Here is a 13,758-nt window from a genome sequence, read left to right as displayed (position 1 = left end):
TTTAGAAGAAGGTCGTGTCGTCCTGCCTGGTCGCCTCGGGCGGCGGGCGGGGCGTGGAGGGACGGCCGGGCTCGGTCCGCGGCGTCGGGGACGGCCGTGCCGGGGTGGACGGGGTCGCCGCGCCCGGGCTCGTCGGATCGGCGGGCGCGACGGTGCCGTCCGCCGGGGGGATCGGTCCCAGGTTGGGATAGGGCAGGCTGCCGGGCGCGACGGGCACCGTATCCATCGGCTCGGGCGGCGTCGGCGCGGACAGGGTGTCGGGCGCGCCGATGTCGTCGCGGACGAAGGCCCAGGACCGGCTGTCCGAGCAGGCGCAGGCCTTCAGGAAGCCCTCGCGGTCGCGCCAGATCACCAGGGGGTAGCCCGTCGCCACCCCGGCGTCGCGCAAGAGATCATTCAGCCGGGTCGTGAACTGGCGGCCGGCCTCGACCACCGCCGAGCGGGCCAGATTGCCGTCCGCGACGGGGATGCCCGCCGCCGTCCAGTTGCGCGAGGGCGTCGCCGTCCAGCGTTCGTACAGGCTCCAGTCGCGGGTCAGCCAAAGCTCGGCGATGGTCGAGCGTTCGGTCGGGGTGGACTGCGGGGCCCCCTCGCGGTCGGGGCGGGCGAAGACGATGACGCGCATCTCGATGCCGCCTGCGCGCAGGCGGTCGCCCTCCTGGGCCTGATACCGCTGGAACGAGGCCGAGTCGCGATAGCCGATGACGTAAAGCGGCTCTCCGCCTCCGCCGCCGGACAGCCAGGAGGCCTCGTCCAGCAGGCGCTGGATCTCGGCCTGGTTGCGGGTCACCGTGACCGGCTGGAATCGCGCGTAGAAGTTCCAGTAGGACCAATAGCCGATCCCGGCGATGGCCAGGCCGATGACGACCGCCAGGGCCGACCAGATCAGAAAGCGACGCATACGGGGGAGCGCTCCAGCTTCAGCATATCAGCGGGTGTAACGCATAGCATCGAATTGCGTCGCCTTGGCCACGCGCACGATTTCGACCTCGCGTTTCGCGCGGAAAGAACACCGCGCGTCAGTGGACGTTCAGCGGCACGACCTCAGCGCCGCCTTCGGGGGCCGGGCGGGCGACCTGGGCGACGGGCAGGCGGACTGTGACGGCCGTGCCCTCGCCGAGCGTGGACTCCAGGTTCATGCGGCCGCCGTGCAGTTCGGCCAGGGCACGCACCAGCGACAGGCCGAGGCCGGTCCCCTGGGCGCGCTGGTCGGCGGCACCGGCCTGTTCGAACGGGCGGCCCAGACGTTTCAGGTCCTTCCTGGCGATGCCCACGCCGGTGTCGGCGACCACCAGTTCCAGATAGGGGCCGATGGCTTCAAGCGTCACGGTCACCGAGCCGCCGACCGGGGTGAACTTGATGGCGTTGGACAGCAGGTTCAGCGTGATCTGCTTGAGCGCCCGGCGGTCGGCGTCGACGCTCAGCGCCTCGTCGGGCAGGAGGCTGTTGAGGGTGACGCCCTTCTCGGCCGCCGTGACGCGGACCAGGGCCACGGCGGCCGAGACGGCGTCGCGCGCGTCGAAGACCTCGCGCGACAGCTCGTAGCGTTCGGCCTCGATCTTGGAGACGTCCAGCACGTCGTTGATGAGTTCCAGCAGGTGGTTGCCCGCCTCGTGGATGCTGTCGGCGTATTCGGCGTAGCGGACGGGCAGGGGACCGAACAGGCGCTGACGCATGATGTCGGAGAAGCCGATCACGGCATTCAGCGGCGTGCGCAGCTCGTGGGACATGTTGGCCAGGAAGCGCGTCTTGCCGACGTCGCGGGCCTCGGCCTCGGCGCGGGCGGCCTCCAGGCCGACTTCGACGGCGAACTGGCGTGTGGCGTCAAAGGCCTGGGCGACCAGCAGGGGCGTGGTCGCGGGGGTGTCGAGACGGCGCAGGACCAGATTGACCCGGCGGTCCAGCGCCTGTCGCGGGGCGAAGGTGGTCTGGGCTTCCTGACCCGCCAGGGCGGCGTCGATGGCGGCGAGGACGGCGGGGCGGTCGGGCGCATGGACGGCGGCGATCAGGCCCTGAAGCTTCAGCGCCTCCAGATCCAGCGCGTCGTGAGGCGCGCCATAGTCGGCGACGATCCGGCCCGAGGGCTCGATCACCAGGGTCAGACCCGGCAGGCTGGCCAGAAGGGCGCGAACGCGCGCGGTCTCGTCCTCGGCCTCTGTCAGTCGTCGTTCGCGGACCCGCCAGGACAGGTGCACGGCGAGGACGGCCGCGCCGGCCGCCAGCAGGGCGAACAGCGCGGCGGTGGCGATCTCGGCGCGGGGCGAACCGATCCACCAGGCGGACAACTGGCCGCCCAGGGCCGCCAGGGCCGAGCCCGCCGCTCCGGCCTGGGCGATGCGCACGCCGTGCCGGGGACCGCCCAGGGCCAGGGCCGCCACGAAGGGCATGACCACCAGCCCGACCAGAGGGCCGGACAGGCCGCCAGACAGCACCTGGGCGGCGAGGCTGGCCAGGGTCCATCCGACCAGAACGAGGGCGCGCTCGCCGGGCCCGTCGCGATGGAGCAGAGCCAGGCCCGCCAGCCCCGGGCCGACCATCGCCAGGGCCCCGAAGGCCGCAGGACCGCGAAGGCCGGCCAGCCAGAGGGCCACGATCGTGCCGGCGACCATGGCCGCCGCCCAGCCTCCGTGCCAGGCGATCAGGACGCCACGCCCTTCGAACGCGGGGGTCCGGACCTGCCCGGCCGCGTCCTCTGGCGAATGTGCGGGAGCTTGCGTCAAGCGAAGTCCGAAAAGCCGGGGCGGTGGCTTGGCTGAGGAGGAGCGCCCAACAGTGGAGGGTAGCCTTGTGCACGAGTCGCCAAAAGCCCGCTCCCGCCAATGGGGATTCGCAGCGGTGGGCGAAGGGCCGCGCCCTGGGGAGGATCGGGGCGGTTGTCGTTAATCGGCCCGGGGCCTATCTGGCGACCATGACCGACGCGCCCACTCCGATCGACCGCACCCTGGATGAACTTATCGAGGATTTCGAGGTGCTGGAGGACTGGGAACAGCGCATCGCCTATGTGATCGACCTGGGCAAGGACCTGGCGCCGCTGCCCGACGCGGACCGGACCCCGGCCAACAAGGTGCCCGGCTGCGCCGCCCAGGTGTGGCTGGCGAGCGGCCGCGAGGACGACCGGCTGATGTTCCGCGCCGATAGTGACAGCGCGATCTCCAAGGGCAATGTGGCGCTGTTGCTGAAGCTCTATTCCGGGCGCGCGCCCGCCGACATCCTGGCCTTCGACGCCAGGGCGGCCCTGGACCGGCTGGGCCTGCCGCAGGCCCTGACGCGTCAGAGAGCGAACGGGCTGAACGCCATGGTGGGGCGGATCCGGGCGGAGGCGATGGCGGCGGGGTAGGCGGGGACTCCTTCCGACCCAAAGCGGACGCCCGCCTCACAAGCAGATCTAGCCTGTCGGCTCCGCACACAGCGGTCAAACCACGCTCCTAGGCGGGCCGAAGGAGTCGTGGTTGACTTAGCGACCCAACACTGCGCTTTGGACGTTAGGGCGTGACCAATCGCCATTTTGGCATCCCATCTGCGATGGGGTCGCCGGTGGATCAATGACCGACAGCACGGCAGCAACCGTCGTCGACATCACTGATTGTCTCAAGACGATTGGTCTCGACGGAACACTGCGGAACATCGATCCAGATGGCCTGTGCCTCCTTGAAATCGATGACTTCGGGTCGGTGGTTGGCCAGCCTTGGAAACTCCTGTGGCCCTCCGTCAGTCAGTCCCTCGTTGAAGGTTCAATCCGCCAAGCGGCAAGCGGCAAAGTTGCGCGCTTCACTGCTGAGTGCCCCACCGCCAAAGGAGTGACGAAGACGTGGGACGTGTGCGTCACACCAATCCGCGACACTCTAGGCGACGTTTATGCCCTCCAAGCGATCTCGCAGGATATAAGCCGGCGCGAGCATGACCGCCGAGAGACCGCTCTGGTTTCTAAAGAGCTTTCCCACCGCATAAAGAACCTCTTCGCGGTCGTGGACAGTTTGATCCACCTGTCGGCGCGGTCACAGCCTGAAGTGCGTCCCTTCGTCCAAACTCTCCGCCAGCGCCTCGACGGGTTGGGACGGGCGATCTCCTTCATCTGTCCGATGGATGATGCTGATCTGGAAACCGCCCCGAAAACGGTCAAGGGGCTCATTACCGCGCTACTGGTGCCTTACCGGGATGCGGGCGCAAACGTCACGTTGACCGGCGATGACACGGTTATCGGCAAGGACGTGATCACCTCCCTGTCGTTGGTGCTGAACGAACTCGCGACCAATGCTGTAAAATATGGGGCGATCAAGGACGCGTCCGGTGAACTCGTCATACACCTGAACCAATCCGCTGACCGCCTTATCATCGACTGGACTGAAACCGGCCTGGCGCTCACTCCCTCAGGCGATCCTACACCCGGTTTTGGCACGATGCTATTGAACCGGACGGTTAGGGCGCAGCTATCAGGCACTATCGAGCGTGAATGGCTCGCTGAAGGGCTTCATGTCAGCCTGTCGATACCGCTGGATCGATTGGTCTGACGCCTGAATGTCCGCTGTCCACCGATCACTGATCTCCGCAACGTCCGCTCACAGGTCGCTTCACCCCACCCCGTAGTACCGCGCCAGGGCCGCCAGTCCGCGCCTCAGCACATCGCGTCCCTCCGTCCGCCGCAGCCCGAACGCCTCCTCGGCTAAGCCGAGTGTCGCGCCCCGGATGCAGATGTGGTCCAGAACGGCGCGGGTGTCGGGTGGGCAGGCGGCGAGGGCGAGCCGGACGCGGTCGGCGGCGTTGAGCGCGCGGTCGCCGGGCTCGACGCGGGCGGCCGAGCCTGTGCCCGAACGAGGCAGCGCATCCCACCGCATGGTGAGCGAAGGGCCGGACAGGGCCTTTTCGGCGTCCAGGCCCAGGCGGAGGCCGGCGGCGGCCTCGGCCGGGGTCAGGAACGGGCGGCCCTCGGCGTCGCAGCGGACGGCGAGGCGCTGGATCGGGCTCTGGCCCAGGTTGACGCGGACGCGGCGGGGCCGGCCGTCGGCCTCCATCAGAACGCGCTCGCCCTCGATCCGGCCGGGCGCGCCCACGGTGACCGGGCGTTCGGGACCGGGCGCGTCGCGCGCCTCCCACCCGCCGTTCGGACGGCGGCGCAGGCCCGGCGTCTCGACCAGGGCGCGAAAGACGGCCTCGTCCACGGTCGTGATCGCGCGATGGGCGCGGCCGGGGCCGAGCCTGAGCGCATAGGTCCGGTCCGGGACGACGGCGTCGATCCAGGCCCCGGGGCGACCGATCAACCGGCGCGCGCGAGCGACGGGGGCGTTCATGCCACCTCTCCCAGGTCCGACAGATTGGGCGGCGGCGCGTCGACGATGGCGTGGATCGCGTCCTCGAGTTCCTCGAGCAGCAGATTGAGGGCCTCGTGATCGCGGGCCTCCTCGATGCGGGTCGCGGCGTTGGCGGCGGTCTGGCGATTGACCCCGAAGGCGTGGCCGACCCGCTCCAACTGCCAGCCCAGGGCGACGTGGGCCAGATACATCGACACCCGCCGGGCCCTGAGCGCCGGCGCGGCGAGCCGTTTCGTGCGCCGGATCACCTCGGTCGGCACCCCCAGCCGGACCGCCACCAGCTGCATCACCAGATCGGCGTGCAGCCGATCCCGTTCGTTGACCGCAACCCGATAGGGCTCCCTCACCGTCCACCTCCCGTCCAAACCGAGACAGGAAGATAATCCTAAGGTGCGTCAGAAGCGGACGTAGGGATGAACGGACGAGAAAATTAGAATCGTTGACTCGTGGCCCTCGACGTCGATTCGCAAATCAGCCTACGATTCGGACATCGGGGTGCCATTAACCGTTCTTAAGGTTTTGGCCGGTTAACTCTCGAACAAGGTTACCCGTGCGTGTGCATCGGGTCATATGGTCAAGTTTTGCCTGGAGGGGCATCAATGCGTGTTCTGCTGATTGAAGACGATCACGCCACGGCGCAAAGCATCGAGCTGATGCTCAAATCCGAGGGCTTCAACGTCTATACCACGGACCTGGGCGAGGAAGGCATCGATCTGGGCAAGATCTATGACTACGACATGATCATGCTGGACCTGAACCTTCCGGACATGAGCGGCCTGGAGGTTCTGCGTCAGCTGCGAGTCGGCAAGATCAACACGCCGGTGATGATCCTGTCGGGCTCCACGGAGATCGAGACCAAGGTCAAGACCTTCGGCGGCGGCGCCGACGACTACATGACCAAGCCCTTCCACAAGGACGAGCTGATCGCGCGCACCCACGCCGTTGTCCGTCGCTCCAAGGGCCATGCCCAGGCCATCATCCACACCGGCGAGATCGCGGTGAACCTGGACGGCAAGACGGTCGAGGTGAACGGTCACCGCGTCCACCTGACGGGCAAGGAATACCAGATGCTGGAGCTGCTCTCGCTCCGCAAGGGCACGACGCTCACCAAAGAAATGTTCCTCAACCACCTCTACGGCGGCATGGACGAGCCGGAGCTGAAGATCATCGACGTCTTCATCTGCAAGCTGCGCAAGAAGCTGGCGACGGCGGCGGGCGGCAAGCACTACATCGAAACCGTCTGGGGCCGGGGCTATGTCCTGCGAGACCCATCCGAAGGCTCGGCGGCGGTCAGCGCCGCGGCCTGAAGACCGCTCAAACGCTGATCATCGAAACGCCCGCCGGGAGACCGGCGGGCGTCTTGTTGTCACTCAGAACGCTTTGGGCAGTCCGGCATCCTTCAAGATCTCGTTCGCCATATGCCGGCTTTTCGTCCGGGGGACGGCGAAGGTCTTGCCGGTGGCCGGGCTGAACCAGATTTCATGACTGCCTTTGCCGGCGCGAACGAACTGGCAGCCGGCGTCGCGCAGTCTGCGTTCAAGTTCGGGATAGAAGTCTTTCGGCACGCCGTCAGGATGCGGCTTTCATCGCCGTTTCGCCCGTGATCGTGATGGGTCCGGGTTGCTGGTCGTTGTCGCGCATCAAGCTCGGTGCCAAGGTCTCGACGAGGTCCACGAATTCGCCCAGCGTCTCCGCCTCGACATTCAGGCCGACGATGTTGCTCTGCGACCAATAGACCCCGGCTTCGGCGTCCCAGACGGCGGTGACGGTGTATCGAGCCATGGGAGAATAGTGCGCCCCCCGCCCTGGCTCGTCAACGAGAGGTGGTCCTGGTGGCCCTGTCAGGGCTGCAGAGGCAACGGCGGCACATGGATTTGAACGACCGATCGCCCCTGGCGGCTGATGCCCCAGATCTCGCGGTCGGCGGTGCGGTCCCAGGCCCAGCCCTGGCCCTCGATGCCGACATTCACGGTGGCGACATGGCGCAGCACCGAACCGGCTTCAGGCAGGGCCAGGACATAAAGTTCGGGGGCGTCGTGGCCCGAGACGTACAGCAGGCCATCGTCGCCCCAGCCGCCGCCGGACGAGGACGTGGGCGCGAACCGCTCCAGCACCGAGGGCGGGAAGACCCAGCTCTCGGTCCGGCGCCATTGGTCGTCGAAACGCACCAGGGTGGTGTGGCGGTGATCGCGGCCGTCCTCGCCGCCCCGGCCGTCATAGTGGGCGAACAGGGCCCACCAGGCGCCGTCCTTGAAGTCGATCCAGGTCAGGGAGCCGATCTGGTGGCCCAGACTGACGGAGTCGAGGTGCTCCAGGGTCTCCGGATCGAACACCTCGATCGAGGAGACCATCGGCACATGCGGAAAGTTGGAGTGGGCGCACATCAGCCGCGCCTCGTGCACCAGGCAGGCATTCAGGTGCACGAACAGGGTCGGATCACCCGCCCACTCGGCCAGCTTGGCACCGTCCGCCTTGGCGTAGCGACCGAGCCGGGTGTTGACGACGGCGTAGAAATCGTCGCCGGCGGCCGCCGCGCCCTGGCCGGCCTCGCGAATGTCGGCGTAGCGGCGCATCTCCACCGAGGCGAAGGTCGGCGGATAGGGCGGCTGCGGCAGAGGTCGCTCCTCTCGCTTCGGATAGTCGGCCAGAGGCGGGATGGCGCGGGCCTCGGCGGGCTCGGCGACCGAGGGGCGTTCCTGGGCGAGGGCGGCGGTGGAGCAGTCGAGCGCGAGGGTGGCGAGCGCCATTCCAGCGAGGAAACGTCTGAGCATGACCCACTCCATCCTATCTTGCTCCGTCATCCTCGGACTTGATCCGAGGATCGGACTGGCTGCCACTCGATTGGTGGAGGCGCCCCCAGATCGCGCCTCATCCACCCGCACGAGCGGCCGAAAATCCGATCCTCGGGTCGAGCCCGAGGATGACGGTTCGAGTGAACCCTAGAACCGCCCCGACACGCCGATCCAAAGCACCCGGCCATACTCGGCGGATTCCTGCAGCAGATCGGCGTTGGGCCCGGTGACCTCGCGGCGGCCCTCGTCAGTCAGGTTCTCGGCCTCGGCGAAGACGGTGACGGCGTCGTTGAAGCGCCAGCTGACCTGGGCGTCGAAGGTGCCCCGGCTCTTCCAGTACTGGTCGGCCGCGGGCTGGCTGGCGTTGGCACCCTCCAGGAAGCGGCCGATGTAGTTATAGCTGACGCGGCCCTCGAACGGTCCGCGCTGGTAGTAGACCTGGGCGTTGTAGGTCTGGTCGGGCTGAAGCACGAACCCGGTGGTGCGGACGCCCGCCGCCGTGCGGAAGCGGAATTCGGTGTCCAGGAAGGTGGCGTTCGCCCCGACGCCGAAGCCGTCGAGCCAGCCGGGCAGGAAGAACAGCGACTGCTGATAGCTGAGTTCCAGCCCCTGGATGGTGGCCGTCTCGGCATTGGTGGGTTGGGACACGTTGACGGTCTCGACGCCGCGACCGAGGCCCAGGTCCAGTTGCTCGACCGTGTTCAGCGAGAAGATTTCGTTCTCGATGTCCTTGGAGAAGACACCGGCGGCGAGCACGCCGCGCGGGATGTACCATTCCACCGACAGATCGAAGCCCTCGCTCTCGCGCGGCTGCAGGTTTGGATTGCCCCGGCTGAGCGAGGGAACGGTGCCGGTCAGGTTGATCTGCTCGCGCGCGGTGATGCTGGAGAAGTTCGGCCGGCCGATGGTGTTGGTCCAGGCACCCCGGACGATCAGGTCCTCGCCGATCTCCCAGGTCGCGTGCAGGCTGGGCAGCCAGTGGTCGTAGTCGCCCTCGGCCGAAATGGGGGTGATGGTCGCGCCGTTGATGCGGACGGACTGGCTCTCGACCTCGGTCGCCTCGTAGCGGACGCCGCCGACGAGGGTCAGGGTGCCGAGGCCGAGCGTCGCCTGGGCAAAGGCGGCATAGACGTCCTCGGTCACCTCATAGTCGGCCGAAAGGGTGTTGAAGGTCCCGTTGAAGCGGGCGCGGTTGGCCTGGAAGAAGGCCTCGGCGGCGGCCGAGTCGATCCGCAGGCCGAAGGGATAGATGCCCTGGACCAGCGGCGTCGGTCCGGGCTGGGCCACCGGGGCCAGGGTGTAGTTCAGGCCGGCCTGCTGGGAGAAGGAGCCGGTGTTCTGGTCGAACACCCGCTCGGTCGAGCGGATGACGCCGCCGACCTTGAGGTCGAGCCGGTCGCCGAGCGCGTCGGTGCGGAACGCCAGATCCGAGCGCGCCTCGTAGATGTCTTCCTGGGACGAGCGCAGCAGCTCGGACCGATTGGTGAAGTTGTAGTTGCCCGCGACGCCGAGCGCCGCCGGATTGATCGCGTCGAACCGGGGGAAGAAGCCGGAGGTGTCATAGCGGAAGCCGAAGGCGTCGGAGGTGCGGAACTCCTCGGTGGATTCCGGATTGTCGAGCTCGGCACCCGAATAGACGAAATCGCCGGTCCAAGTGAGGGTGTCGGACAGATCCCAGTCCGCGCCGAGCGTGCCCGCCCAGACCGAGCGGTCGATCTGGAAGCGGCCCAGGCCCAGGATGTTGCGGCCCGAGGCGAAGGTGCCGGTGGTGTCCGTCTGGGCGGTGACCGCGCCCACCTGCTCGTAGCGGCTCTCGATCCGCTCCTCGTCGTCCTTCATGGCGTTGTAGAGGCCCGCCGCGACCAGGGTCAGGCCGTCGAACGGACGCCATTCGAAGGCGATGCGGCCGCCGATCCGTTCGCGGTTGTTGTTGTAGTAGAACAGCCTGCGCTGGATGGGCACCAGAATGCCATTGCCCGTTCCGAAGTTCGCGGGGGCCCCGGCGGCGGTGTATTCGCGATAGCTGGGCGAGGCGACCTCGACCTGGGGGATGTCGGAGTCGCGCAGGTAGTAGCTTGCCGACAGAACCACGCCGAATTGGTCGGTGTCGCCGAAGACGGTGCCGGCGGTGAAGTTGGCGCGACCGGACTGTTGCTCGTCGCGCTGATCGCCCGACTGCTCGTAGAAGCCCAGCGCCGCCGTGCCCGCGAAGAAGGGGCGGCCCTCGTCGATGGCGCTGCGGCTCAGGATGTTGATGGTGCCGCCGATGGCGTTGGCGTCCATGTCCGGGGTGACGGTCTTCACGACTTCCAGGCGGCGGGCCAGGGTCGAGGGCACGATGTCCAGCGGCACGGTGCGGTCGCCGTTGCCGACCGAAGCGACCACGGCGCCGTCGATCGTCGTGCGATTGTAGGTCGAGGGCAGACCGCGCAGAACCGGGAAGCGCGGCTCGCCCTGGTCTTCCTGGACCGAGACGCCGGGGATGCGGCGGAGCGCGGCGGCGGTGTTGTGATCGGGCAGGCGGCCGATGTCGTCGGACGAGACGCCGTCCGAGACCTGAAAGGTCTCGCGCTTGGCGGCGATGGCCTGTTGCACGGCCCGGGCCTGGCCCGTGACCACGATCTCGTCGAGTTGATCCTCCTGTCGCTCCTGGGCCAGCGCCGGCCCGGCGAGCAGCGCGAGTACTGACGTCGAAGCAATGAAGTGGATCGACCGCGTGCGGATAGACTTGTGCATAACAGTCATCGTACTGACCCCACCTGACAGATTTAAGGCCGACGTCTAGGTCATGCATTCGCCACACTTCAACAGTGGAAGACAAAGGCCGCCGATATTTCAATTTAACGTCGTCACAGCTTCGTGGAAGCTGCAAGCAACGGTCAGAGAAGCGTCGCGTTTCCACCGATGGGCGCACGGTGCCGCGCGGACAACCCGGATCGCCCTGCCCCTTTTCCGTCCGTCGAAAGCTGCTAGACGGCGTCATCCGGAACGGCCGCCCGATGCGCGGCGTTGCGGTCTCGCTTCTCCCAGACAAGGCCGTCCATGAAGATCCGCGTCCGCGCCGAGCTCGTCTATCGTTTCGATCCGCCGACGGATGCGATCTACAAGATCCATGCTGCGCGCTGGCCGGGGCAGACGATCCTGAGCGAACGGCTGAAGGTCACGCCCGAACTGAGCTTCCACGAGGATGTCGACGCCGACTTCGGGGCGCGGACCCTGAGGGCGCGTCTGGGCGGCGAGGTCGCTGTGTCCTATGAGGCGCTGGTGGACAACGGTCGGCTGATGGGCCTGCCGCCCGGGGCGACCCAGCATGACTGGAACGACCTGCCGGCCGATGTGCTGACCTATCTGTGGCCCAGCCGGTACTGCCCGTCGGACCAGTTCGGGCGGTTCGTCGAGCGTCAGTTCGGCGAGACGACGGGCGGCGAGCGGGTGCTGGCCATCCTGGACTGGATCACGGCCAACATCGACTATGAGCGTGGGGTTTCGGATTCCGAGACGACGGCGGCGCGGACCTTCATCGATCGGGCCGGGGTGTGCCGCGACTTCACCCATCTGGGGATCACCTTGTGCCGGGCGTCGGGCATTCCCGCGCGGGCAGTCAGCGCCTATGCCCATCAGCTGAACCCGCCGGATTTTCACGCCATCTTCGAGATCTGGCTGTCGAACGGCTGGTGGCTGGTCGATCCGACCGGGCTGGCCCCGATCGAGGGGCTGGTGCGGATCGCCTGCGGGCGGGACGCGGCCGACATCGCCTTTCTGTCCACCCAGGGCACCTGCGAGCTGGTGCGCCAGTCGATCACGGCCGAGGCCGAGGACGAGACCGCCCAGGCGGCGTAGGCCTCAGTTCGACCGGTTGCGGTATGTCTCGATCAGGTCGAGGCGGCGCAGCACCTTGTTGTCCGGGTCGATCAGGACGTGGGCGTGGGGCCGCACCGCGATCTCGCCCCGGCCATCGGTCATCGGCAGGGTGGTGACGACGCCGTCTACCGAAACCTCGATCGGCATGGGAAAGGGCGCGCCGTCGCCGGTGGTCCAGGACAGGGCCAGGCGATCGCCCTCGCGGCTCTGGTTCAGGACGGGCAGGGCGGCGTTCATCAGATAACCCCGGAACAGCCAGTCGAGTTCGCGGCCGGTCTCGGCCTCGACGATGTCGATGAAATCCTGCGTCGAGCGGCGGACGGTCGTGAAGTTGCCGGGGGCGGGGTCGGGGCGGCCGTAGACCAGGGTCGTGATCGAGCGGAAGAAGGCCTCGTCGCCGATCAGCATCCGCAGGGTGTGGGCCGTCAGGGCCCCCTTGAAATAGATGTCGTTGCCGGGGCCGGCGTCGTCCAGATAGCTGCCGGCCGAGCGGGGCTGGCCCGAGACGACCGGATAGCGGTTGGCGAGGTCGGCGTGGAGCTTGCCCAACTCGACCTGCATGTAGCGATCGCCGTTCAGCCAGCCGGCGTAGAGCGGCTGCATATAGGTGCCCAGCCCCTCATGAAGCCAGAAGTCGTCGGCGTTGGCGTTGGTCATCTGGTTGCCGAACCACTCGTGGGCCAGTTCGTGCTGGAGCAGCCAGTCGTAGCCGCGCAGGTCGATGCGGTAGCCATTGCCGTAGGCGTTGATGGTCTGGTGCTCCATGCCCAGGTGCGGGGTCTCGACCACGCCCATCTTCTCGTCGGCGAAGGGATAGGGGCCGACGGTGGCTTCGAAGAAGTCCAGCATCGGGGCGAACTGGGCGAACAGGGCCGCGACCTTGGCCGGGTCGTCGGATTTCAGGTGCCAGTATTCCATGGGGAAGGCGTTGCCGAAGCGGCTGGAATAGGTCGCCTCGACCTTGGCGTACGGCCCGATGTTGAGCGCGATCGCATAGGGATTGATGTCGCGCGCCGACCAGTTCCAGGTGGTCCAGCCATCGCCGTGATCGACAATGCCCAGGAACCGTCCGTTCGACGGGGCCGACAGGGCGGAGGGGACGGTGATGTGCAGATCGACCCGCTTCACCTCGGCCAGGGCGCTGTCGATGCAGGGCCAGAACAGGTCGCAACCCTCGCCCTGGACGGCGGTGGCGATCCAGGGCTCGCCCGACGGGGCGGTCGACCAGACGAAGCCGCCATCCCACGGCGCCTGGGGCGCGACGCGCGGCAGGCCGGAATAGGCGACGCGCAGGACGGCCGACTGTCCGGGGACGAGCGTACGGCCGATCTCGACCGACAGACGGCCGTCGGGATTGGCCCAAGCGTCGGGCGGCACCTCGGCCCCGTCGACCTGGACGCCCGAGATGGTGAAACGTCCGTCCAGCTCGACGACCAACCGCTCGACCGGGGCGGTCGCGGTGAAGGTCAGGGTGGCGACGGCGTCGATCGACTTCGTCTCGGGCAGGACACGGATCGCGAGGTCGGCGAGGTCGAAGGTGACGGCCTCCTGTTCGGGCGCGCGCGGCTGGTCGCTGCGCAGGGTGAAGGCGGAGGATTCGCGCGCGGGCTCCTGGGCCAGGGCCGGGGTGGCGGCGAGGAGGACGGCGGTCATGGCGAGGCGCGTGAACATGGACGGAGATCACGACGGGGAGGGGGTGGGGTCAAGGGGCGGAGGGCGAGGCGGGCGCTTCTCCCTCCCCCTCGGGGGAGGGTGGTCGACGCGGAGCGGAGACCGGGTGGGGACGGCTGGTGATGCAG

13 protein-coding genes are annotated in these 13,758 nt (G+C 67.8%); 4 read left to right on the top strand and 9 right to left on the bottom strand.

Going from position 1 to position 13,758, the window contains the following annotated elements:
* Position 1: 1 nt before the first annotated feature.
* The gene (locus ABN401_RS12765) at positions 2-901 is read right to left on the bottom strand and encodes a hypothetical protein (RefSeq protein ID WP_349685240.1); all 900 of its coding nucleotides are present in this window, start codon (positions 899-901) and stop codon (positions 2-4) included.
* Positions 902-1,019: 118 nt separating this feature from the next.
* Entirely contained in the window at positions 1,020-2,720 is a 1,701-nt protein-coding gene (locus ABN401_RS12760) for a sensor histidine kinase (RefSeq protein ID WP_349685239.1), read from the bottom strand.
* Between the two features lie 188 nt (positions 2,721-2,908).
* Between ABN401_RS12760 and ABN401_RS12755 the strand changes: the two genes are divergently transcribed.
* A complete protein-coding gene (locus tag ABN401_RS12755) occupies positions 2,909-3,337 on the top strand; it encodes a SufE family protein (protein WP_349685238.1) in 429 nt (142 codons plus the stop codon).
* Positions 3,338-3,542: 205 nt separating this feature from the next.
* Positions 3,543-4,508, top strand: coding sequence for an HWE histidine kinase domain-containing protein (locus tag ABN401_RS12750; protein WP_349685237.1), 966 nt, complete (start codon positions 3,543-3,545; stop codon positions 4,506-4,508).
* A gap of 60 nt (positions 4,509-4,568) precedes the next feature.
* Here the strand turns inward: ABN401_RS12750 and ABN401_RS12745 are convergent, their stop codons facing one another.
* Both ABN401_RS12745 and ABN401_RS12740 read right to left on the bottom strand, forming a co-directional pair.
* On the bottom strand, positions 4,569-5,285 hold the full coding sequence (locus ABN401_RS12745) for a DUF6456 domain-containing protein (protein WP_349685236.1): 717 nt from the start codon (positions 5,283-5,285) through the stop codon (positions 4,569-4,571).
* Entirely contained in the window at positions 5,282-5,653 is a 372-nt protein-coding gene (locus ABN401_RS12740) for a chromosomal replication initiator DnaA (protein ID WP_349685235.1), read from the bottom strand. The genes ABN401_RS12745 and ABN401_RS12740 overlap by 4 nt, the downstream gene beginning before the upstream one ends.
* Before the next feature lie 252 nt (positions 5,654-5,905).
* Between ABN401_RS12740 and ctrA the strand changes: the two genes are divergently transcribed.
* Positions 5,906-6,613 (top strand): response regulator transcription factor CtrA, encoded by a 708-nt coding sequence (ctrA, locus tag ABN401_RS12735; protein WP_349685234.1) that lies wholly within the window; start codon positions 5,906-5,908, stop codon positions 6,611-6,613.
* A gap of 63 nt (positions 6,614-6,676) precedes the next feature.
* Here ctrA and ABN401_RS12730 read toward each other — a convergent pair whose 3' ends face one another.
* From ABN401_RS12730 to ABN401_RS12715, 4 genes are all read right to left on the bottom strand, one after another.
* Complete coding sequence (locus ABN401_RS12730) at positions 6,677-6,871, bottom strand: type II toxin-antitoxin system HicA family toxin (protein ID WP_349685233.1); 195 nt, start codon at positions 6,869-6,871, stop codon at positions 6,677-6,679.
* 4 nt (positions 6,872-6,875) lie between these two features.
* Positions 6,876-7,088 carry a DUF1902 domain-containing protein gene (locus ABN401_RS12725; protein ID WP_349685232.1) on the bottom strand — a complete coding sequence of 71 codons (213 nt, stop codon included), beginning with the start codon at positions 7,086-7,088 and terminating at the stop codon, positions 6,876-6,878.
* A gap of 59 nt (positions 7,089-7,147) precedes the next feature.
* Positions 7,148-8,077, bottom strand: coding sequence for a hypothetical protein (locus tag ABN401_RS12720; protein ID WP_349685231.1), 930 nt, complete (start codon positions 8,075-8,077; stop codon positions 7,148-7,150).
* Between the two features lie 168 nt (positions 8,078-8,245).
* Complete coding sequence (locus ABN401_RS12715) at positions 8,246-10,834, bottom strand: TonB-dependent receptor (RefSeq protein WP_349685230.1); 2,589 nt, start codon at positions 10,832-10,834, stop codon at positions 8,246-8,248.
* Positions 10,835-11,140: 306 nt separating this feature from the next.
* Here ABN401_RS12715 and ABN401_RS12710 point away from each other — a divergent pair, with 306 nt between their 5' ends.
* Positions 11,141-11,938, top strand: coding sequence for a transglutaminase-like domain-containing protein (locus ABN401_RS12710; RefSeq protein ID WP_349685229.1), 798 nt, complete (start codon positions 11,141-11,143; stop codon positions 11,936-11,938).
* Between the two features lie 3 nt (positions 11,939-11,941).
* Here the strand turns inward: ABN401_RS12710 and ABN401_RS12705 are convergent, their stop codons facing one another.
* Complete coding sequence (locus ABN401_RS12705) at positions 11,942-13,630, bottom strand: M1 family metallopeptidase (RefSeq protein ID WP_349685228.1); 1,689 nt, start codon at positions 13,628-13,630, stop codon at positions 11,942-11,944.
* Positions 13,631-13,758: the final 128 nt, after the last annotated feature.

The organism is Brevundimonas aurifodinae (assembly GCF_040195595.1).
In the GTDB taxonomy this organism is placed as follows: domain Bacteria; phylum Pseudomonadota; class Alphaproteobacteria; order Caulobacterales; family Caulobacteraceae; genus Brevundimonas; species Brevundimonas aurifodinae.
This window is presented reverse-complemented; position numbering and strand designations above follow the sequence as displayed.

Bases quoted from the DNA above. Each gene is read 5' to 3' on its own strand.
- ABN401_RS12765 (WP_349685240.1), bottom strand. From the start codon at position 901: ATGCGTCGCTTTCTGATCTGGTCGGCCCTGGCGGTCGTCATCGGCCTG.
- ABN401_RS12755 (WP_349685238.1), top strand. From the start codon at position 2,909: ATGACCGACGCGCCCACTCCGATCGACCGCACCCTGGATGAACTTATC.
- ABN401_RS12750 (WP_349685237.1), top strand. From the start codon at position 3,543: ATGACCGACAGCACGGCAGCAACCGTCGTCGACATCACTGATTGTCTC.
- ABN401_RS12745 (WP_349685236.1), bottom strand. From the start codon at position 5,285: ATGAACGCCCCCGTCGCTCGCGCGCGCCGGTTGATCGGTCGCCCCGGG.
- ctrA (WP_349685234.1), top strand. From the start codon at position 5,906: ATGCGTGTTCTGCTGATTGAAGACGATCACGCCACGGCGCAAAGCATC.
- ABN401_RS12725 (WP_349685232.1), bottom strand. From the start codon at position 7,088: ATGGCTCGATACACCGTCACCGCCGTCTGGGACGCCGAAGCCGGGGTC.
- ABN401_RS12720 (WP_349685231.1), bottom strand. From the start codon at position 8,077: ATGCTCAGACGTTTCCTCGCTGGAATGGCGCTCGCCACCCTCGCGCTC.
- ABN401_RS12715 (WP_349685230.1), bottom strand. From the start codon at position 10,834: ATGCACAAGTCTATCCGCACGCGGTCGATCCACTTCATTGCTTCGACG.
- ABN401_RS12710 (WP_349685229.1), top strand. From the start codon at position 11,141: ATGAAGATCCGCGTCCGCGCCGAGCTCGTCTATCGTTTCGATCCGCCG.
- ABN401_RS12705 (WP_349685228.1), bottom strand. From the start codon at position 13,630: ATGTTCACGCGCCTCGCCATGACCGCCGTCCTCCTCGCCGCCACCCCG.